A 19,491-nucleotide genomic window follows, 5' to 3' on the forward strand; every position below is an offset into this window, starting at 1 on the left:
GGCGGTGCCTGTGGTCCCGGCCCCCGCGGTCAGTGCCGGGAGGTGAGGGCCGGCTGCTCGGCGGGCGCGGCCCCGGTGACGACCCGGCCGTTCCGGCGGCCGCGGCCCTTCTCCAGTGCCGCGGAGACGACCGCGAGCACGAGGGCGGAGATGGTGAGGACCGCCCCGACGAGGTTCGGCGAGGTGTAGCCGAAGCCCGCGGCGATGACGACCCCGCCGAGCCAGGCGGACAACGCGTTGCCGAGGTTGAAGGCGCCGATGTTGACGGCCGAGGCCAGGGTGGGGGCGCCGGACGCCTGGTCCAGGACCCGCTTCTGCAGCGGCGGCACCGTCGCGAAGCCCAGGGCGCCGATGAGGAGGATCGTCACGCCGGCGGTGACCTCGTTGTGAGCGGTGAGGGTGAACAGCGCCAGCACGGCGGCCAGCGAGCCCAGCGCCGTGTACAGCATCGGCATCAGGGCGCGGTCGGCGTACTTGCCGCCGACCAGGTTGCCGACGACCATGCCCGCGCCGAACAGGACCAGCAGCCAGGTGATGGAGGAGTCGGCGAACCCGGTGACCTCGGTCATCATGGGCGCGATGTAGGTGATGGCCGCGAAGACGCCGCCGAAGCCGAGCACGGTCATCGCCATGGCCAGCAGGACCTGGACGTTGCGGAAGGCGCCCAGTTCGTGGCGGAGGCGCACGCCCTGCGGCTTCGGCATGTCGGGCACCAGCTTGAGGACGCCGGCCAAGCCGACAACGCCGAGGCCCGCGACGACGAAGAAGGTCACGCGCCAGCCGGCGTTCTGACCGATGAAGGTGCCCAGCGGCACGCCGATCACGTTGGCCACGGTGAGGCCGGCGAACATCATCGAGATCGCCCGCGCCTTCTTCTCCGGGGCCACCAGGTCGGCGGCGACGACCGAGCCGATGCCGAAGAAGGCGCCGTGCGTGAAGGAGGCGAGGATGCGCCCGGCCATCATCACGCCGAAGGAGGGTGCCAGGGCGGAGACCAGGTTGCCGAGCACGAACAGGCCCATGAGCAGCATGAGCATGTTCTTGCGGGACACCTTGGTGCCGAGCACCGTCATGATCGGCGCGCCGATCATGACGCCGAGTCCGTAGCCGGTCACGAGCAGGCCGGCGGTGGGGACGGAGACCCCGAAGTCGGAGGCGACCTCGGGCAGCAGGCCCATGATCACGAATTCGGTGGTTCCGATCCCGAAAGCCCCGATGGCGAGGGCCAGGAGCGCGAGAGGCATGGCGGAGACCTTCCAGATGTTGCAGTGGCACCTAACGAGCGGCAACAATAATTGCAAGCGCGCTATAACGTCAAACGCTGGACATCTTCGGGCGGCGGCTTACCATGGCCAGTGACGACGAACAGCCTTCACCCGCAGCCGCCGCACAAAGGGGACCTCGATGACCGCCACCGATCCGGCCCTGACCGCCCTCGCCCAGGGGTGGCACGCCCTGTCGCTCCTGCACGGACGGATCGAGGGGCGGATCGAGAAGCAGCTCCAGGTTCACCACGACCTGAGCGTGCGCGAGTACTCCCTGCTCGACGTCCTCAGCCGTCAGCACGACGGGGAGGGCGGCCACCTGCAGATGCGCCAGGTCGCCGACGCCGTCGTGCTGAGCCAGTCGGCGACGACCCGCCTGGTCACCCGACTGGAGGACCGCGGCCTGCTGGCCCGCTACCTCTGCCCCACCGACCGGCGCGGCATCTACACGGACGTGACGGAGGCCGGACTGAAACTGCTGGAGGAGGCCCGGCCGACGAACAACGCTGCACTGCGCGCGGCGATGGACGACGCGGCGCTCGTCCCGGAGCTCGCGCCCCTGGTCAAGGCGGTGGAGGACCTGCAGGGCGCGAAGGTCCCGGCTTCCTGACCCGACCATTCCGCGTACGAACTTATTCAGCGTTTGCAATTAACCGCGTGCGCAACTAACCTGGTCATGGAGCACGGGAAGGGCGCGTCCCCCGCCCCCTCCCGGGACGTTCACCCATCCGCACTCGCACCGGCACCCACCGCCGGCCGCGACGCGAAAGGATCTGCACCATGACCACCTCCACCCCGGACATCACGCTGAACAACGGCGTCACCATGCCGCAGCTCGGCTTCGGCGTCTTCCAGGTGCCCGACGCCGACACCGCCGCCGCCGTCACCTCGGCCCTGGAGAGCGGCTACCGCAGCATCGACACCGCGGCGATCTACGGCAACGAGGCCGGTGTCGGCCAGGCCCTCGCCGCCTCGGGCATCGCCCGTGACGAACTGTTCGTCACCACCAAGCTGTGGAACGGCGACCAGGGCTACGACAGCACCCTCGCCGCCTTCGACGCCTCCCTCGCCAAGCTCGGCCTCGACCATGTGGACCTGTACCTGATCCACTGGCCGGCCCCGGCCCGCGACACCTACCTGGACACCTGGCGCGCCTTCGAGAAGATCCACGCCGAGGGCCGGGCCCGCGCCATCGGCGTCTCGAACTTCCAGCCCGCGCACCTGCAGCGGCTCATCGACAACAGCGACGTCGTGCCCGCCGTCAACCAGGTGGAGCTGCACCCCCAGCTGCAGCAGGCCGAGCTGCGCGCCTTCCACGCCCGGCACGGCATCGCCACGGAGGCATGGAGCCCGCTCGCCCAGGGCGCCGTCCTGAAGGACCCGGTCATCACCGGCATCGCCGGCCGCCTGGGCAGGACCCCGGCCCAGGTGATCCTGCGCTGGCACCTGCAGCTCGGCAACGTGGTCATCCCCAAGTCGGTGACCCCCGAGCGGATCCGCGAGAACCTCGACGTCTTCGACTTCGTGCTCTCCGACGCCGACGTCGCGGCGATCACCGCCCTCGACAACGGCACCCGCATCGGCCCGGACCCCGACGCCTTCAACTGATCGCCCGGCCACGGGCCGCGGGGGCACCCCGCGGCCCGGCGGGCGGCACCGTACGGCGCGTGCCTCAGGAAGCGGTGCGCTCCTCGATCCGCCGCAGCGCCTGCTTGAGGTACCCGGCGAAGCGCGGGTAGTTCTCGCTCATCGGGAAGTGCCCGATCTCCTTCATCTCGATGAACTCGGCCCCGCGGATCTGCTCCGCGGTACGGGCCCCGTCCTCGGGGGTGGTCAGGTAGTCGTACTCGCCGGTGAGCATGACGACCGGGCAGCGCTCCCCGTCGATCTCCCCCAGCCTGCCCCGGAGGTCGTGGTCGACGGAGTAGAAGTACAGGTCGCCCTTGAACGCCTCCGAGCCCTGGCTGTAGTAGAACCAGGTCGCCCAGCGGTCCGCGTCGGGCGACTGCGGGGCCATGAGGTCCCACACCCCGCTGGCGCAGACCTGCGCCGCGTTGGCGTGGGGATGCTGCCACCAGTCGAGGTAGAAGCCGGGAGAGTAGTCCGCCCCCTCCACGGGGATGACCGCCTTGAAGCGGTCCGGGTGCCGCAGCGCCAGCTGCAGGGCCACGTTCCCGCCGAAGGAGGAGCCCATGAAGATCGGGTCCTCCAGGCCGAGTGCGTCGCAGAACGCGGTGATGAAGGCGACGTAGTGGTCGGCGGTGAGCTTGTACTCCTCCTTCCACCACTCCTTGTTCAGCGGCGGGTCGGACTTGCCGTGGCGGGCGAGGTCGTAGGCGATGACGCGGTGGTTCGCGGTGATCTCCTCGTCCTCCAGGAGGCCGCGCCACTGGTGGTTGTGGCAGCCCGCCGTGTGCTGGCACACCAGCGGCTGCCCCTGGCCGTTCTCCAGGTAGAAGACCTTGTACTGGACGTCCTCCACGTCGATCGTGACGTAGTGGCCGGTCACCGGGGAGATGCGGGAGGCGGTGCTCATCGAGGGGTCCTTTCGGCGGTGCGGGGCGGAACGGTGGTTCAGCCCAGCGGGCCGGTGAGGCGGAGCAGTTCCAGCTGACGGGTGAGGCAGCGCAGGTTCTGCATGAGGACCAGCAGGTCGCCCTCCAGCCGCATGTCCCGTTGGAAGCTCGCCGCCCAGATGCCGTGGTACATCGGCTTCGGCACCGGCGAGCAGAACTCCCGCCAGGTCGCGGCACTGGCCCTGATGGCGAAGTCGTAGGCCGTGAGCGGCTCGGGATCGACGACGAGGTCCTCCACCCGGCCGCGGTGCATGCGCACCAGGAAGGCGTGCCGTTCCATGTCCAGCAGATAGGCGCAGCTGAAGTACGCCCCGTGCGCCCTCAGCTCCGCGTCGCCGTCACTGAGCCGGCGGAACTCCTCCACCGGCCCCTGCGCCGTTGCCGTCGCCATGCCCTCTCCTCGCTGACGCCGATGTTTGCGCCCAGCTAATACACCGCCGGGTGCGCGCGGGCGGGGGCACGCCGTCACGTCCCCCGCACGCACCCCGGCAAAGCGTCCGGTGGTGGCACCGCCACCCCCGTACGGCGCGCCCATCAGGCGCATCGGCCCCGCCCGGCGAGGGTGGGAGGCGGACGATCGCACCGCGGTCGCCCACCGGAGACCGGGACAGCCGAAGGAGCGGTACATGCGCATCGATCTCACCGGACGGACCGCCTTGGTGACGGGGTCGACGCAGGGCATCGGAGCGGCCATCGCGGCGGGCCTCGCACGGGCCGGCGCCCGGGTCGGGGTCAACGGCCGCGACCCGGGAAGGGTGGACGAGGCCGTCGCCCGACTGCGCGGCGAGGTCCCGGAAGGCGACTTCCTCGCCGTCGGTGCCGACGTCGCCTCGCAGGAGGGCGCCGCCCGCGCGTACGAGCGGATGCCGGACGTGGACGTCCTCGTCAACAACCTGGGCGTCTACGGCGCCATGGACGCCCTCGACATCGACGACGACGAATGGCGCCGCTACTTCGAGGTGAACGTGCTCTCCGCGGCCCGCCTCACGAGGATGTACCTCCCCCGGATGCTCGAACGGAACTGGGGCCGCGTCCAGTACATCGCCAGCGACTCGGCGGTCGTCACGCCGGCCGAGATGATCCACTACGGCATGTCCAAGACCGCGCTGCTCGCCCTCGGCCGCGGCTTCGCCAAGAAGGCCGCGGGCACCGGTGTCACCGTCAACTCGGTGATCGCCGGCCCCACCCATACGGCGGGCGTGGAGGACTTCGTCCGCCAGCTCGTGGACCCCGGCCTCCCCTGGGACCAGGCGCAGCGGGCCTTCATGCGCGAGCACCGCCCGCAGTCCCTGCTGCAGCGCCTCATCGAGCCGGAGGAGATCGCCAACATGGTGGTGTACCTCAGCTCCGACCTGGCCTCGGCCACCACCGGCGGCGCGCTGCGGGTCGACGGGGGCTACGTCGACGCCATCGTCCCCTGACGTGGCCGGCCGCACGCAGAACCGCCCTCCTGGTGCGCCTCCGGGGAGGACAGCGCCCCGTATACCCCCATAGGATAAAGATCATCATTAAATGCCACATTTGCTCCGAAGGTGATCGGTATGAGCGTCCAGGGCGTGAACGAGCCGATGGCACCCGGCGACGGCCGGCCCGAGGTGCCGCCGACCGGCGGTGAGGGTCCCGCCGACGACAAGCGGCCCTCCCAGCACGGCTACCACCACCCCGCCGCGGGGTGGGGCGCCGCCAAGAGCGTCACCCGGGTACTGCTGCGGGAACGCGCACTGGTCGACGGCCCCCGGGCGATCTTCAAGATGAACCACGAGAACGGCGGCTTCGACTGTCCCGGGTGCGCGTGGCCCGACGACACCAAGGGACTCAAGCTCGACATCTGCGAGAACGGCATCAAGCACGTCACCTGGGAGATGACGCCCAAGCGCGTGACACGGGACTTCTTCGCCGCCCACACCGTCACGGAGCTGTCGACCTGGACCGACTTCGCGCTCGAGGACCAGGGCCGGCTCACGGAACCCATGGTGTACGACCCCGGCACCGACCACTACGTGCCCATTTCCTGGCAGGCCGCCTTCGATCTCGTCGGCCGTGAACTCCGTGCCCTGGACAGCCCCCACGAGGCCGCCTTCTACACCTCCGGCAGGCTCGGCAACGAGGCCACCTTCCTCTACCAGCTGATGGCCCGGGAATTCGGCACGAACAACCTGCCGGACTGTTCCAACATGTGCCACGAGGCGTCGGGCCGGGCGTTGCAGGCGTCCCTGGGCACCGGCAAGGGCACCGCCGACCTGAAGGACTGGGAGTCCGCCGAGGCGCTGTTCATCATGGGCGTCAACGCGGCCTCCAACGCGCCGCGGATGCTGACCGCACTCGCCGACGCCTACCGGCGTGGCGCCCAGATCGTGCACGTCAACCCGCTGATCGAGGCGGCGGCGACCCGGACGATCGTGCCGCACGAGATGACGGACATGGCCCTGTTCAAGTCGACCCGGACCAGCACGCTCAACCTGCAGGTCCGCGCCGGCGGCGACATGGCGCTCCTGCGGGGCATGGCCAAGGCCGTGCTGGAGCAGTCGGTCGGCGACCCCAAGGCGCTGGACCGGGAGTTCATCGAGCGCTACACGTCCGGCTTCGAGGAGTACCGCGCCCTGTGCGAGGCCACGCCCTGGGAGGAACTGGAGCGCCAGTCCGGGCTGACCCGCGCCGACATCCTCAAGGCCGCGGCCGTCTACTCGCGTTCGGACCGCACCCTGATCAGCTGGTGCCTCGGCGTCAGCCAGCACGAGCACGGCGTGGACACCGTCCGCGAGATCGTCAACGTCCTGCTGCTCCGCGGCAACCTGGGGCGCGAGGGCGCCGGCCCCTCCCCCGTGCGCGGGCACAGCAACGTCCAGGGCAACCGCACGTGCGGCATCGACCACCGGCCGGCCGAGGCCTTCCTGGACCGGCTCGCCGCGGTCTGCGGCATCGACCCGCCGCGGGAGCACGGCCTGGACACGGTGGGCACCGTCGCCGCCATGCACGAGGGCAGGATCAAGGTGTTCGTCGGGATGGGCGGCAACTTCGTGCTCGCCGCGCCCGACACCCCGTACACGGCCCAGGGCCTGGCCAAGTGCGCCCTGACCACGCACGTGAGCACCAAGCTCAACCGGAGCCATCTCGTCCACGGCAGGCAGGCCCTGATCCTGCCGTGCCTGGGCCGCACCGAGAAGGACGAGCAGCGGCGCGGACTCCAGGCCACGTCCGTCGAGGACTCCATGAGCATGGTCCACCTGTCCGTCGGCATGAAGCGTCCCGCCTCGTCCCGCCTGCTGTCCGAACCGGCCATCATCGCCGGGATGGCGCGCGCCGCCCTCCCCGGCAGTTCCACGCCGTGGGAGCACTACGTCGAGGACTACGACCGGATCCGCGACACCATGGCCAAGGTCCTGGACGGGTTCGAGGACTTCAACCGTCGTGTCCGGCTCCCCCTGGGCTTCCGGATCCGCCAGCCCGCGCGCGAACTGGTCTTCTTCACGCCCTCCGGGCGTGCCGAGTTCTCCAGCGCGCCACTGCCGGACGTGGTGCCCCGCGACGGGATGCTCGTACTGCAGACGATGCGCTCCCACGACCAGTGGAACACCACCATCTACTCGGACGACGACCGCTACCGCGGCGTGAAGAACCTGCGCACCCTCGTCCTGATGAACCCGGCCGACATGCGGGCCCGGGACATCGAGCCCGGCACCCTCGTCGACATCACGGCGACGGCCAAGGACGGCAGCCGGCGCACGCTCACCGGCTACCGCGCGCTGCCCTACGACATGCCCCGCGACTGCGCGGCCGGCTACATGCCGGAGATGAACGTGCTCATCGCCGCGAACGACTACAGCACCCAGAGCGACCAGCCGCTGATGAAGAGCGTCCGGGTCACCATCGGCCCCACCGGCTGAGGCGCCCGCCGTCACCACGACGCTCCCCCGCCACCGGACGTGACGGGGGAGCGTCGGCGCGGGTTCAGCCCGCGAGCGTGGCGTGGAGCGCTTCGAGGCCGTCGCGGTAGATGCCGGTGAACAGCTCGACCACCTCCGCCTCGCCGGCCCCGTCGGGGACGAACCGGCCGCTCCACACGACCTCCGCGACCTCCGGCTGCCCAGGTACGGCGTGGACCCGCAGGTCGGAGACGTACCCGGTCACGGGGAAGGGCGCCTGAAGGATCGCGTACGCATAGTGGCGCTCGGCTTCGTTGAAGGCCACCATGCGCTCGACGATCACCTCGCCGTCGGGGTTGCGGAGCCTGCGCGCCCGCCCGCCCTCCAGTGGGGTGCTCTCCGGGATGAACGGGAGCCAGTCGGGCAGCGCGTGGAAGCCGCCGATCAGGTCCCAGACGCGTTCGGGCGACGCGGGCACGACTCGGCTGACCGAGGTGGACGCCATGGTCTTCCTCCTTGGCTTGTGGGGGGTGAGGGCGTTCAGGCGCCGTTCGGGAGCGGCGCGGCGGGGCTGACGAGGCCGGAGGCGCGCAGATCGGACCAGAAGGCGGCCGGGACGTCCTCGTCGAGCGCGGCGATGTCCTCGGCGATGCGGCCCGGCTTGGTCGAGCCGGGGACGGCGGCGACGGCCACCGGGTGCGCGAGCGAGAACTGCAGGGCCGCCGCCTTGACGCTCACCCCGTGGCGGGCCGTGATCTCCTTGATGCGCCGTACGCGCTCGACGACCTCCGGGGGCGCGTCCTGGTACTCGAAGTGGGTGCCGCCGGCGAGGACCCCTGAGCTGTAGGGGCCGCCGACGACCATGCAGACGCCCTGTTCCTGCGCCTTGGGCAGCAGCCGCTCCAGCGGGCGCGCGTGGTCCAGCAGGGTGTAGCGGCCGGCGAGCAGGAAGCCGTCGGGCTGCGGCTCGTCCAGGTCGAGCGTCAGCTCGATGGGCTCGACCCGGTTCACGCCGAGGCCCCAAGCCTTGATGACGCCTTCGTCGCGGAGCCGGGACAGCACGCGAAAGGCACCGGTGCGGGCCTCCTCGAACTTGCTCAGCCACAGGTCGCCGTGGAAGTCCTGGGCGATGTCGTGCACCCAGACGATGTCCACGCGGTCGACGCCGAGACGCTTCAGGCTTCCCTCGATCGACCGCTCGGTGGCGTCGGCGGTCCATTCGTGGAGCATCGCGTTCGGACGGCCGTGCTCGAACAGGCCGCCCTTCTCGCCGAGGTCGCGGGCGCCCGGCTCGGGCTCGTCCAGGATGACGCGCCCGACCTTGGTGGCCAGCACGTACTCGTCGCGGGGCCGCCGCGAGAGCAGCTCGCCGAGCCGCAGCTCCGCGAGACCCGCGCCGTAGAAGGGGGCCGTGTCGTAGAAGCGGACGCCCTGGTCCCAGGCGGCCTCCAGGGTCGCGCTCACCTCCTCTTCGGGGATGGCGCGGAACATGTTGCCGAGGGGGGCGGTACCGAAGCCGAGACGGCCGGGGATGAGTTCCTTGAGCGACATGATGGTGCCTTTCGACGGCCGTGCGCGGGGGCGAGGTACCCGCCGCGGGGCCGGGAGGTGAGGGGATTGCCTCCGGGGTGCCGGGAGCCGGCATCGGCCGGAGGTGCGCTCGGACGGGGCGTGCACCACGCCGGGCGCCTTACGAGGATCGACAGTACTTGCAGGCGCGGACTAATGCAAACGCTTGTTATCTGCGTCATCCACTTGTGGGCGATCGAGCACTGCGCGCGGGATGCGGGAATTAATCAGCGCGTGCAATTATTGAGGGAGCCTGTAGGGCGCATACACATGAGCGATGCACCGACGCGTCGCCGCGTGACCCGGCCCCGACCGCCCCCAGAGGAGACAGCTTCGTGACCACCACCTTGTTCGAGCCTTTCACCCTCCGGTCGCTGACCATTCCGAACCGGATCTGGATGGCCGCGATGTGCCAGTACAGCGCCGCGCCGGACGGCGAGCAGGCGGGCGTGCCGAACGACTGGCACTTCACGCACCTGGCGGCCCGGGCCACCGGCGGCACCGGCCTGATCATCACCGAGGCCACCGCGGTCAGCCCCGAGGGCCGGATCAGCCCGTACGACCTCGGCATCTGGAACGACACCCAGGTCGAGGCCTTCCGCCGGATCACCGCCTTCCTGAAGTCCCAGGGCACCGTGCCCGGCATCCAGCTCGCCCACGCCGGCCGCAAGGCCTCCACCGAACGCACCTGGGTCGACCGCGGCGCCCCCATCACCCCCGACACCCAGCACGGCTGGACACCCGCCGGCCCCAGCGCCGTCCCGTTCGACACCGGCTCCACCACACCGGAGGAGCTCAGCACCGAGCAGATCGGCCGGATCGTGGCGGACTTCGCCGCGGCCGCCCGGCGCGCCCTGGACGCCGGGTTCCAGGTCGCCGAGATCCACGGGGCCCACGGATACCTCATCAACCAGTTCCTTTCCCCGCACAGCAACCGCCGCACCGACGGCTACGGCGGAGACTTCGCCGGCCGCACCCGCTTCGCCCTCGAGGTCGTCGACGCCGTACGCGCCGTCTGGCCTGCCGACCTGCCGGTCTTCTTCAGGATCTCCGCGACCGACTGGCTGAGCGAGAACGCCGACGACGACCGCGAGGGCTGGACCGCCGACGACACCGTCCGCCTCGCCAAGGAGCTGCAGGCCCGGGGCGTGGACCTGATGGACGTCTCCACGGGCGGCAACGCCCCCAACGCCAGGATCGTCGCGGCTCCCGGGTACCAGGTGCCGTTCGCCGAGCGCGTCCGCAACGAGACCGGTATGCCCGTGGCGGCCGTCGGCATGATCACCGAACCCGACCAGGCGCAAGCCATCGTCGGCTCCGGTGGTGCGGACGCCGTCCTCCTCGGCCGCGAGCTGCTGCGCGACCCCTACTGGGCGCGCCACGCGGCCACCGCGCTGGGCGGGAAGGTCACCACCCCCGTCCAGTACCACCGCGCCTGACGGTCGTAACCCCCGTCCCCGTCGTACCGTCGTACGGCGGGGACGGCGCACGCCGGAGGCGGAAATCGCGTTGCGCGGCCTCTCCCCGCCCGGACAACATCACCTCCGTGACCTACACGCTGCGTGCGTACACCCCGGCGGACGAGGCGTCCTGGCTGCGCTGCAGGGTGCTCTCGTTCCTGGGCACCGCCTACTACGACGACGTCGACCGCGCCAAGCCGCCGATCCCGGCCCCCGGCCTGGAACTCGTCGCCGTCGACGCGTCGGGGACGGTCGTCGGCATCATGGACACCGTCGTCGACACCGCCCTGGCGACCATCGACACCGTCGCGGTCCACCCCGACCACCAGCACCGCGGTCTCGGCCGGGCCCTCCTGCACCGCACACGCGCCGAGGTCCGTGAGCGCGGCGCGACGACCCTCGACGCCTGGACCCGCGACGACCCGGACACCCTCGCCTGGTATCGCGCCGTGGGCTTCGCGGAGAGCGACCACTACCTGCACGTGTACGCCCACCAGTACACCGCTCCCGGCGAACCGGACCGCGCGATCCTCACCCCGCGCCCCGGCCTGCGGCTCATGGCCGCCTTCCTGCACGCGAAGCTCGAGGACGAGGCCCGCATGCGCGCGGAGTTCAGCCGCGTGCACGTGTGCCGACGCTTCTCCATGCCGACGTGACCCATCGCATCCCCCGGCGGCCTTGCCCCGCTCGCCGTTCCGGTCCCGCCCGCGCCGGGCAACGCCCCCCGGCATCGCCCGGCCAGCCGGGCCTGCGCCACGATGGTGCCCTGTGAACGACCTCCTGTACGGCCTGGCCGGCAATCCCTCGCTGCCGCCCGAGTTGGTCGACCGTCTGATCGAGACCGCCGACGCCGATGTCGCCGGTGCGCTCGCCGACCGTCCCGACCTCACCCGTGCACAGGTGGTGGCCCTGGCCGCGCGCGACGAGGGCGCCGCCCTGAGCCTGGCGTACGGGGGACGTCTCGCCGCGGCCGATGTCGATCCCGTCGACCGGCCGTTCGTCGCGCTCGCCCTGCTGGATGGGGGCGCGGGACCGCCGGAGTGGGCGCGTCTGCTGGCCACCACGGGGTCCGCCGAGCAGCGGGAGAAGCTGGCCGCCTGCCCCGGTCTCCCCGAGGATGTGGCGCGCGCACTCGCGGCGGACCCCGAGGTCGGGGTGGTCGCGGAGCTCGCGCTGTGGACGACGTCCGATCTCGCCACCCGCTTGGCGGAGCACCCGCATGCCGAGGTGCGTCGCGCGGTCGCGGTCAACGAGGCGACCCCACCTGATGTGCTGGCGGCACTCCTCAACGGCGAAGCATGGCCTCCGGCACGGTCCTGCCGGGTCTGCGAGCATGAGCCGACGCCGCCCGGAGAGCACTGCCAGGGTGCGCACGAGTCCACCGTGCACGCGACGCTGCAGGCGGCCCTGGGCAATCCGGCCACGCCCGCGGCCGCCGCCGCGGCCTTCGTCGACCATCCGTCGCTGCTGCTGCGCCAGGAACTGGCCGGGCGGATCGACCTGCCGCCGCAGGTGTACGCGCGGCTCGCAACCGACCCCGTCCCCTGGGTCAGGGCGCAACTCGCGGACAACCCGGCGATCGGCGAGGAACTGATCCGGACCCTGGCTGTCGACCTCGGCCACGACGTCCGGCGACGGCTCGCGCACCACCCGGCGGTGCCGCTGGACGTCCTAAGCCGGCTCGCCTCCACCGTCCGGATCGGTCCCACGCCGCTGCCGCGCATCGCCTCGGCCACTCCCGACGAGATCGCCGGGCTCGCCGCCTCGCCGAACCCCGTCCTACGGATGCTCCTGGCCCGGCGAACCGATCTGCCGGACGACATCCGTGACGCCCTGGTCCGCGATTCGGACGCGAAGGTGGTGGCCGCCCTCGCGTCCCATCCCGGCCTGGGAGAAGCCCAGTTGTCGTCGATGATCGACCGGCATGGCGCACATGTCGCCGCCCGGGTGGCGGCCAACCCGGACGCGACTGCGGCCCTGCTGGAGCGGCTGGCGCACATCCGGCCCCCCGTCCGGAAGGCGCTGCGCGAGATCGCCCGGCACCGGCACGCGACGGCCGCGGCGCTGATCCCCTGCCTCGACGACGTACGGGCAAGGTCCCTGGCCGCGGCCCACCCGGCCCTGCCGCCCTCGGTGATCGCCGAACTGCTCGCGGACGAGGACGGGCAGGTGGTGGAGGCGGCGGTCGCCAATCCGTCCCTGCCGTCGGCGGCGATGGCGCGTCTGGTGCGCTGATCGTCCTGTGGCCGAGGGCTTCCTTCGCCGGCCCCAGGGTCTGGCCTGTATCGGGCGTGCCGGCAGCGCCGGACGCGCAGCGTTGCCGCCGCCCGCGCAGCGCTAGCATCGGGACCCATGATCGTATGGCTCAACGGCACCCACGGCGCGGGCAAGACGACGACCAGTGCGCTCTTGCAGCCGCTGATCCCGGATTCACGGGTGTTCGACGCCGAGAAGGTCGGCGAGACGCTCATGGACATCACGCCCGGGCTGCCCGCGACGGACAACTTCCAGCACTGGCCGCCGTGGCGACCGCTCGTCGTCGAGACCGCCCGCCACGTACTCGACTACACCGGCGGCACTCTGGTGATGCCCATGACCGTCCTGGTCGAGCGGTACTGGCGCGAGATCAGCTCGGGCCTTGCCCGGCATGCCATCCCGGTCCGGCACTTCGTCCTGCATGCCGACCAGGACACCCTCCGCGCGCGCATCGCGGGCGACACGGTTCTCGGCCCCGACTCCCCGTTCCGTCTCCAGTACCTCGAGCCCTACGCCGAGGCGGCCCGCACCTGGTTGCATGGCGAGGCCGAGGTCGTCGACACCACGCACCTCACGCCCGCCCAGGCCGCCCAGCAGATCGCGCAGGCCCTCAAGGGCTGAGGTGCAGCGCGCACGGACCCGGCCATCGACACTCAGAACTCGAACTCGACGTAGTCGATGTCGGTGAAGTCGACCTGCAGTCCCTGCGCGCGGCGGCCGCGGTCCTTGAAGTAGATCTCCTGGAGGCCCTCCGCCGCGATGGCGCGCAGTTGGTCCTCGCCGGCGCCCGCGGAACGGGCGGTGAAGAGACGGGCGGCGTAGTCGGGGGGCAGGGCCTGGGTGACGAGGCGGACGCGGGCGTCGTCGGTGGAGCCCGGGGCGGCCGTGAAGCCGAAGCGGGCGCGGGTCTCGATCACGATGCCGCCGGTGGTGGCCGCGTGACGGCGGGCGCGTTCACGTACGCGGGGCTGCCACCGTCTGCGGACCTCCTCCTCGAGACGGCCGGCCAGGTCCTTGCGGGGACGTTTGATCTCGCCTGTGAGGTAGCGCTCGACGGTGCGCTGCGAGACGCCGAGCAGGGCGGCGACGGCCCTGGTGCCCTTCTCCTGCTTCACCAGGAACCGCATCTGGGCCTGCGCCGACTTGGGCACGGGCCGTGTGAGGGTCTTCGCCGTGGCCTTGTCGAGGCCGTCGCCGAGCATGCCCACCGGGCTCTCCTACTCTCCGTCGAGTGCGGCGTCGCCGCCCTTGATGTGGCGGGCGGGGTTGTGGCCGTCCTCGAGCAACTCCACGGCCCACATGAGGGATTGGGTGCCCTCGTGCTTGACCATCCCGGGCGAGACCCCGAGCCGGAAACCGCCGGGCAGCGGCTTGCCCTCGGGCGTGCGCGGCAGGAAGTCCAGCGGGCCGGGGCCGTCGGACAGGTACACGGCGCAGTCGGAGAGCACGGCCACCGGGAAGAGGCCCACCGCCGCGAACCTGACCATCTTGCGGTGCATGTTGACGCGCGCCGTGGCGATGACGGCGGCGCGGATGTCGGGGCGCCACGTGGGCCGGTCGAGGGCGGGCCAGCGCTCCCCCGGACGGTAGCCGGCGCCCTGGGGGCGTTCGCGGAGCTTGCCGATGCCGCCCTTGACGGTGGCCTTGACGGCCGAGAGGAGGTCGGCGCGGGCCGGGTCGGCCTCCTTGTGGTGTTCCATCGCGGCGAGGAATTCGGCCTCCGGCATGCCGGAGACGACGCCGAGTTCGGCCATGGTGGTCAGGTAGGCGTCGCGCAGGCGGCCGTACCAGGCGTCGAGGTACGCGCCGTGCTCGGGGCGGACGTAGGCCTCGGTCGGGCGCACGTCGTGGCCGAGTTCGACCGCGTACGCCACGGTGGGGGTGGCGTACCAGGCGGGGCCCTCGGGGCGGGTGCCGTCGGGGGTGAACGGGTTCGGCAGGCGCGGGTCGACGTCGATGTGCGAGAGGTCGACGAGCCAGGACCCGGGCAGCGCCTTGTCGAACTCCGGGGCGTGGACGTGGACGGCGGCGCCGAGGCCCACGTTCAGGCGGTTCGCGGCGGCGGCGAACGCCATGTTGACGTCGATCCCGACGGCGTGCTTCCGCGCGCACTCGTCGTCGGTGAGCAGTTGCGGGTCCCGGGTCCACTCGAAGGCCTCCTCGTCGAGGACCTCTTCCGGGGTACGGCGGTGCCCGCGCGCGAACAGCGCGGCCACGACGGGGTGTTCGTCGGGAGACTCGGGAGGTGCCGGGTCCACGGGCTGCGTGAGGGCACCGGGGTTCGGAGCCGGGACCCAGGCGCCGGTCGCCTGGTCCTTGACGGCGCGGGTCGGCGGGCGCAGGGCGGTCATCAGCTCCAGGCCGCTCACGGCGGTGGAGCCGCGCGGGGTGATGACGCGTTGGGCGTAGTCCGCGAGCAGTTGGGCGAGCTCGGGGGGCGGCAGGTGCTCGGCGTCGCCCCAGGAGCGGCTGTCGAGGGCGCCCCACGGCAGGACGGCGAGTTGTACGCACTGACGCCTGCCGTCCTGCGCCGGGCGGTACACGCGGGCCCAGGGGCCGAACCCGCGGCGGGTGAGCTGCCACTTGGCGCGGGTGATCTGCCGGACGACCTTGTGGTCGGGGGGCAGGCGCAGGGCCCTGCGGTCCTCCAGGACGGCGGGCAGGCCGAGGCGTTCGGCGGCCGCGGCGGTGAGGACGACCAACGGGTCCGCGTCCTTGCCGTTGCGGTGCAGGCGCGGCGCGCCGAGCCGCGCTTCGGTGAGCGTCCACGCGACGAGCGAGGGGACATCGGTCGCCGGGCAGGGCAGCACGAGGCCGCCGGCGCAGTAGGCGGTGCCGTCGCCGTCCAGCACGGCGAGCGGACCGTGGGCGAAACGCGGATCCGCCGCGGCGGGCACGGGCTCCGCTTCCTTCCGCGCGCGGGCGGGCGCCGGCCGCGCGGGACGGGCAGCGGGCGCGGTGACGGCGGCAGGCGCGGCAGCGGGTGCGGGTCCGGGGGCCGGGACGGCGGGGGTGGAGGCGGGGGCGGGAACCGAAACGGCCGCGGGCTCGGTTTCAGTGGCGCCGAGTTGGGCGGCGATGCCGTCCAGGAGCTTGGCGTACGCGGCGCGGGTGGCACCCTGCGGCTCGCTGCGGCCGGCCTCCCAGCCGGCCACGGTCGTCCGGGTCACGTCGAGCGCCTCGGCGACCTCAGCCTGGGTCAGGCCGTACTCGGTGCGCAGCCGGGAGCGTTCGGCGGGCTCGGGCAGGCGGGTCCGCCGCGGCCCCGGCTTCAGGAGGGCGTCGACGGGATCGGACGTGCTGGCCATGCGGCGTGGGCTCCTTCGCTGCTCGGTCCTGGCCGGTTCCGGGGGCACAACGGGGTTCCGTGTCGAGGAACTCGCGCAGGTGCTGCCCCGTGAGGATACGGGCCGGGTTGCGCCCCGGGGGCAGCGGAAGCCGGCGGCCCAGCGCCCACCGGAAGCGCCGTGCGGGTGCCAGGTCGAACACGTACTTCCCGCCGCCGGCGTCGTCGGCCCGGCTGCCGCGGATCTCGAACGCGCCGACGCAGACCCCGCCGTCGACGAACGCCAGCAGGAAGTCCCCGTGCCGGGCGACCGTCCGGGCCGAGAAGCGCCAGGCACGGGCCGCGCTCTCCTCGACGGTGCGCCCGTCGCGCAGTGCCCGCCGTACGTCCACCGCCAGCATCTCCGGCCCTCCCTCCGCCGCTCCGTCCGGCCCCGGACCCGTTCCAAGCCCGTAACGACGGACTTTATCGGCCGATAAAGCGGCCCGTGGACACCGAGGCGCCCGGCGGGACGTCCGCCGTAGGGTGTGGTCCGTGACCGACCTCATGGGCTGTCTGATCCTCGCTGCCGTACTGGCCGGGGTCATGGGCGCGTTCGCCTGGCTGGCGCGGGTGATCCGGCGCCGTGGTGTCGCCGGCCATGCGGTCGCCGCCGCCCTGGCCTCCTATGAGGAGGCGTTCCGCGTCACGTCCTACGAGGCGCACCAGGAGATCCGCACCCAGGCCGGACGCAGGCTGCCCTTCGAGTCGCCGGACGAGCCCTGGCGCCCGGCCCGCGCGACGGTCCCGGCCCGCCCGGCCGTACGCTCCGCGCGGGGGCCGCGCACGTGGGTCCGCCGCCTGCGGCGTCGCCGCTGACCGGGTATCCCACGGCGGCGACGGCGGCGACCGGCTGCTCGGACTCCGTGAGCTGTTCCGCCGCGAGGAGCGCGAGGAGCATGCGCAGCCGCATCAGGAACTCAGAGGTGCCGGCCACCGTCCGGTGGTGGGCCCGGTGAGGCCCTGCCGTCGCCGTCGCCTTGTGAGCCGAACCGAACATTGCCGGACAATATTGACAAAGGCGGAACGCACACCGTCGACGGCGGGGGCTCACCCATCGCAGGACGGCATCATGCCTTCGTACGCGCACAGCACGGCACCGACCCGGTACATCGAGGTGGACGGCGACCGTTACGCCCATCGCCGTTTCGGGGCGGATTCCGGGACGCCGCTCCTGATGCTCCCGCATTTCCGCGCGGGCATGGACCACTGGGATCCGCTCGTCACGGACGGCCTCGCCGAGAACCGGCCGGTGATCCTCTTCGACAACGCCGGGGTGGGGAACTCGGGCGGCCGGACGCCGGAATCGGCGGAGGGTTTCGCCGAGAACGCCGTCGCGTTCCTGCGGGCGCTCGGCGTTCCCGAGGTCGACCTGCTGGGCTTCTCGGTGGGCGGGTACGTCAGCCAGGCCCTCGTCCTGGCCCATCCCGAACGGGTGCGCCGCCTTGTCCTGGTCGGGACGAAGCCGCGCGCCGGCGAGATGGCGGGCGTCGGCGAACGGGTCGCGGAGGTGGCCGCACACGAGGTCCTCACCGAGGAGGACTACCTGTACCTCTTCTTCGACGGCTCCCCCGGCGGACGCCGGGCCGGCCGGGAGTTCTGGCTGCGCCGCCACGAGCGGACCGTGGACGCCGACGCCGAATCCGGCCCCGACAGCGTCCGCGCACAGCAGGCGCTGCGCGCCGACTGGAACACCGGACGGGGCGAGCGGTTCGCGGAGCTGCGGCGCATCACCCAGCCGACGCTCGTCGTCAACGGCAGCAACGACATCATGGTCCCGACCCTCAATTCGTGGATCCTCGCGCAGCACATCCCCCACGCGCAGCTCGTCATCTACCCGGACGCGGGCCACGGGGCGCTCTTCCAGTACCCCCGGCTGTTCTGCGCCCACGTCGCCCGCTTCCTCGACAGCGACGTCCCCTTCACCTGACCTCGTGGCGGGCCCGCCGTCGCTACGCTCCCGCGACCGCCCGGTGCCGGCCCACGGCGCGGACGGCGTACCGGACGGTCGCCGCGTACAGGACGAGGAATGCCCCGCCGACCAGGACGATCACCAGCCAGGTCAGGCCCTGCCAACCGGGGACGGCGGCGCCGTGCAGCCAGCGGACGAGGAAGTTGCCGGTGGCCGCCGCGGGGAAGGAGAAGACCCAGTAGCCGGTGTGGAACCCCTTCTGGCGGACGTGCGGCACCAGGAACAGGACGATCAGGACGGTGAAGAGCACCAGCCCGGCGAAGCCGTACCCCACGGCGTCGACCCGTCCGCCGTGCGCGGCGGTCCAGGCGAGGCCGCCGACGGCCGGCGGGATCGTGAGGACGGTCAGCGTGGGGCGCGCGGGTGCGGGCAGGCCGTCCGCGACGAGGCGGCCGAGGACCACGGTGCCGAAGGCGAGCCAGTACAGGACGCCCACCGCGAAGGCGGCCGAGGCCGCGTGGGGGAGCGCGACCGCGGTGCCGGTGGTGCTGGCGATGAAGGGTCCGGAGACCACCGGCAGCAGGTAGCCGGGGTGCAGCGGGGCCGAGCCGAGGCCGCCGGTCACCCAGTGGGCGAGCAGCCGGGCGGCGAGGACGGCGGAGGCGAGGGCGAACAGCGCGTAGAACCAGCGGGCGCCGTCGACCCCGAAGCGGGCGAAGTGGCCGGTGGCCAGCATGCCGATGATCGGGACGTACGCGAGCGCGAAGCCCTGACCGGGGTGGTGGAGGTCCTCCAGGACGTTGCGCCGGCGTGCTCCGCCGTGCCGCACGTACTGCGCCAGCAGCACCACCCACAGCAGTCCGCTGACCACGAACAGGGCGTCGCTGACCCCGATGGGCGCGGCCACCGTGGCCGATGCCGACTGCCAGAGCCCGCCCAGACCCGCCGTGCCGAGGGAGACCGACATCATTGCGATGTGGGTGGCGCGCCGGGCGCCTCCGCCGTCCCCGGCTGCGGCGTGCGCGGGCCCCGACGAGTCGTCCGGGGGCGTGACGGTCACGGGTGCGTCGAGTACGGCCGACTGCATGCGGTGCTTCTCCTCGGGGGTCCGGCGCCGCAGAGGGGCGCGGCGGGCAAGTGGTTTCAACTTTAAACCAGACGTCGGCGAGCCCTTCCCGCCCCCGTGGGGAATCCGGGATCGTGACCCGGACCGGGCCCGGGGCGGCCCCGGCCGAGATGCCCCCACCTGTCGGCGGGGACTATCG

Annotated in this window: 19 protein-coding genes; 10 read left to right on the top strand and 9 right to left on the bottom strand. The window is 72.2% G+C overall.

Annotated elements, in window-relative coordinates; all coding sequences use genetic code 11:
- Positions 1 to 29: 29 nt before the first annotated feature.
- Entirely contained in the window at positions 30 to 1,244 is a 1,215-nt protein-coding gene (locus tag OG937_05580; protein WUD71195.1) for an MFS transporter, read from the bottom strand.
- Positions 1,245 to 1,404: 160 nt separating this feature from the next.
- On the opposite strand from OG937_05580, the gene OG937_05585 reads away from it, so the two are divergent.
- Both OG937_05585 and OG937_05590 read left to right on the top strand, forming a co-directional pair.
- Complete coding sequence (locus OG937_05585) at positions 1,405 to 1,875, top strand: MarR family transcriptional regulator (protein ID WUD71196.1); 471 nt, start codon at positions 1,405 to 1,407, stop codon at positions 1,873 to 1,875.
- Positions 1,876 to 2,045: 170 nt separating this feature from the next.
- Entirely contained in the window at positions 2,046 to 2,873 is an 828-nt protein-coding gene (locus OG937_05590; protein WUD71197.1) for an aldo/keto reductase, read from the top strand.
- Between the two features lie 64 nt (positions 2,874 to 2,937).
- Here the strand turns inward: OG937_05590 and OG937_05595 are convergent, their stop codons facing one another.
- Together OG937_05595 and OG937_05600 are read right to left on the bottom strand one after the other, a co-directional pair.
- Entirely contained in the window at positions 2,938 to 3,801 is an 864-nt protein-coding gene (locus tag OG937_05595) for an alpha/beta hydrolase (protein WUD71198.1), read from the bottom strand.
- Positions 3,802 to 3,839: 38 nt separating this feature from the next.
- On the bottom strand, positions 3,840 to 4,232 hold the full coding sequence (locus OG937_05600; GenBank protein ID WUD71199.1) for a hypothetical protein: 393 nt from the start codon (positions 4,230 to 4,232) through the stop codon (positions 3,840 to 3,842).
- A gap of 235 nt (positions 4,233 to 4,467) precedes the next feature.
- On the opposite strand from OG937_05600, the gene OG937_05605 reads away from it, so the two are divergent.
- Together OG937_05605 and OG937_05610 are read left to right on the top strand one after the other, a co-directional pair.
- Positions 4,468 to 5,262: an SDR family oxidoreductase gene (locus tag OG937_05605; GenBank protein ID WUD71200.1), complete on the top strand. Its 795-nt coding sequence runs from the start codon at positions 4,468 to 4,470 to the stop codon at positions 5,260 to 5,262.
- 147 nt (positions 5,263 to 5,409) lie between these two features.
- Positions 5,410 to 7,725: an FdhF/YdeP family oxidoreductase gene (locus OG937_05610; protein ID WUD78637.1), complete on the top strand. Its 2,316-nt coding sequence runs from the start codon at positions 5,410 to 5,412 to the stop codon at positions 7,723 to 7,725.
- A 64-nt stretch (positions 7,726 to 7,789) separates the two neighbouring features.
- Here OG937_05610 and OG937_05615 read toward each other — a convergent pair whose 3' ends face one another.
- Together OG937_05615 and OG937_05620 are read right to left on the bottom strand one after the other, a co-directional pair.
- Positions 7,790 to 8,209: an SRPBCC family protein gene (locus OG937_05615; protein WUD71201.1), complete on the bottom strand. Its 420-nt coding sequence runs from the start codon at positions 8,207 to 8,209 to the stop codon at positions 7,790 to 7,792.
- A 35-nt stretch (positions 8,210 to 8,244) separates the two neighbouring features.
- Positions 8,245 to 9,255 (bottom strand): aldo/keto reductase, encoded by a 1,011-nt coding sequence (locus OG937_05620; protein WUD71202.1) that lies wholly within the window; start codon positions 9,253 to 9,255, stop codon positions 8,245 to 8,247.
- Between the two features lie 353 nt (positions 9,256 to 9,608).
- On the opposite strand from OG937_05620, the gene OG937_05625 reads away from it, so the two are divergent.
- The 4 genes from OG937_05625 (at position 9,609) to OG937_05640 (ending at position 13,610) form a co-directional block, all read left to right on the top strand.
- Positions 9,609 to 10,712 (top strand): NADH:flavin oxidoreductase/NADH oxidase, encoded by a 1,104-nt coding sequence (locus OG937_05625; GenBank protein WUD71203.1) that lies wholly within the window; start codon positions 9,609 to 9,611, stop codon positions 10,710 to 10,712.
- 107 nt (positions 10,713 to 10,819) lie between these two features.
- Entirely contained in the window at positions 10,820 to 11,389 is a 570-nt protein-coding gene (locus OG937_05630; GenBank protein WUD71204.1) for a GNAT family N-acetyltransferase, read from the top strand.
- A 112-nt stretch (positions 11,390 to 11,501) separates the two neighbouring features.
- Positions 11,502 to 12,968, top strand: coding sequence for a hypothetical protein (locus tag OG937_05635; GenBank protein WUD71205.1), 1,467 nt, complete (start codon positions 11,502 to 11,504; stop codon positions 12,966 to 12,968).
- 117 nt (positions 12,969 to 13,085) lie between these two features.
- Positions 13,086 to 13,610 (top strand): AAA family ATPase, encoded by a 525-nt coding sequence (locus OG937_05640; GenBank protein ID WUD71206.1) that lies wholly within the window; start codon positions 13,086 to 13,088, stop codon positions 13,608 to 13,610.
- A 32-nt stretch (positions 13,611 to 13,642) separates the two neighbouring features.
- Here OG937_05640 and OG937_05645 read toward each other — a convergent pair whose 3' ends face one another.
- Genes OG937_05645 through OG937_05655 form a run of 3 tightly spaced genes read right to left on the bottom strand, consistent with a single transcriptional unit; the run spans position 13,643 to position 16,676 of the window.
- On the bottom strand, positions 13,643 to 14,197 hold the full coding sequence (locus tag OG937_05645) for an XRE family transcriptional regulator (protein WUD71207.1): 555 nt from the start codon (positions 14,195 to 14,197) through the stop codon (positions 13,643 to 13,645).
- Between the two features lie 9 nt (positions 14,198 to 14,206).
- Positions 14,207 to 16,297: a helix-turn-helix domain-containing protein gene (locus tag OG937_05650; GenBank protein ID WUD71208.1), complete on the bottom strand. Its 2,091-nt coding sequence runs from the start codon at positions 16,295 to 16,297 to the stop codon at positions 14,207 to 14,209.
- The gene (locus tag OG937_05655) at positions 16,179 to 16,676 is read right to left on the bottom strand and encodes a hypothetical protein (GenBank protein ID WUD71209.1); all 498 of its coding nucleotides are present in this window, start codon (positions 16,674 to 16,676) and stop codon (positions 16,179 to 16,181) included. The genes OG937_05650 and OG937_05655 overlap by 119 nt, the downstream gene beginning before the upstream one ends.
- Before the next feature lie 133 nt (positions 16,677 to 16,809).
- Here OG937_05655 and OG937_05660 point away from each other — a divergent pair, with 133 nt between their 5' ends.
- Positions 16,810 to 17,133, top strand: coding sequence for a hypothetical protein (locus OG937_05660; GenBank protein ID WUD71210.1), 324 nt, complete (start codon positions 16,810 to 16,812; stop codon positions 17,131 to 17,133).
- Between the two features lie 253 nt (positions 17,134 to 17,386).
- Entirely contained in the window at positions 17,387 to 18,244 is an 858-nt protein-coding gene (locus OG937_05665) for an alpha/beta hydrolase (GenBank protein WUD71211.1), read from the top strand.
- 22 nt (positions 18,245 to 18,266) lie between these two features.
- Here the strand turns inward: OG937_05665 and OG937_05670 are convergent, their stop codons facing one another.
- Complete coding sequence (locus OG937_05670; protein ID WUD71212.1) at positions 18,267 to 19,313, bottom strand: hypothetical protein; 1,047 nt, start codon at positions 19,311 to 19,313, stop codon at positions 18,267 to 18,269.
- Between the last annotated feature and the right edge of the window lie 178 nt (positions 19,314 to 19,491).

This window comes from Streptomyces sp. NBC_00510 (genome assembly GCA_036013505.1).
Lineage (GTDB): Bacteria > Actinomycetota > Actinomycetes > Streptomycetales > Streptomycetaceae > Actinacidiphila.

Coding starts and splice junctions, on each gene's coding strand:
- OG937_05620 (WUD71202.1), bottom strand. CDS start 9,255: ATGTCGCTCAAGGAACTCATCCCCGGCCGTCTCGGCTTCGGTACCGCC.
- OG937_05585 (WUD71196.1), top strand. CDS start 1,405: ATGACCGCCACCGATCCGGCCCTGACCGCCCTCGCCCAGGGGTGGCAC.
- OG937_05580 (WUD71195.1), bottom strand. CDS start 1,244: ATGCCTCTCGCGCTCCTGGCCCTCGCCATCGGGGCTTTCGGGATCGGA.
- OG937_05650 (WUD71208.1), bottom strand. CDS start 16,297: ATGGCCAGCACGTCCGATCCCGTCGACGCCCTCCTGAAGCCGGGGCCG.
- OG937_05665 (WUD71211.1), top strand. CDS start 17,387: ATGCCTTCGTACGCGCACAGCACGGCACCGACCCGGTACATCGAGGTG.
- OG937_05655 (WUD71209.1), bottom strand. CDS start 16,676: ATGCTGGCGGTGGACGTACGGCGGGCACTGCGCGACGGGCGCACCGTC.
- OG937_05610 (WUD78637.1), top strand. CDS start 5,410: ATGGCACCCGGCGACGGCCGGCCCGAGGTGCCGCCGACCGGCGGTGAG.
- OG937_05605 (WUD71200.1), top strand. CDS start 4,468: ATGCGCATCGATCTCACCGGACGGACCGCCTTGGTGACGGGGTCGACG.
- OG937_05600 (WUD71199.1), bottom strand. CDS start 4,232: ATGGCGACGGCAACGGCGCAGGGGCCGGTGGAGGAGTTCCGCCGGCTC.
- OG937_05640 (WUD71206.1), top strand. CDS start 13,086: ATGATCGTATGGCTCAACGGCACCCACGGCGCGGGCAAGACGACGACC.
- OG937_05670 (WUD71212.1), bottom strand. CDS start 19,313: ATGCAGTCGGCCGTACTCGACGCACCCGTGACCGTCACGCCCCCGGAC.
- OG937_05615 (WUD71201.1), bottom strand. CDS start 8,209: ATGGCGTCCACCTCGGTCAGCCGAGTCGTGCCCGCGTCGCCCGAACGC.
- OG937_05590 (WUD71197.1), top strand. CDS start 2,046: ATGACCACCTCCACCCCGGACATCACGCTGAACAACGGCGTCACCATG.
- OG937_05595 (WUD71198.1), bottom strand. CDS start 3,801: ATGAGCACCGCCTCCCGCATCTCCCCGGTGACCGGCCACTACGTCACG.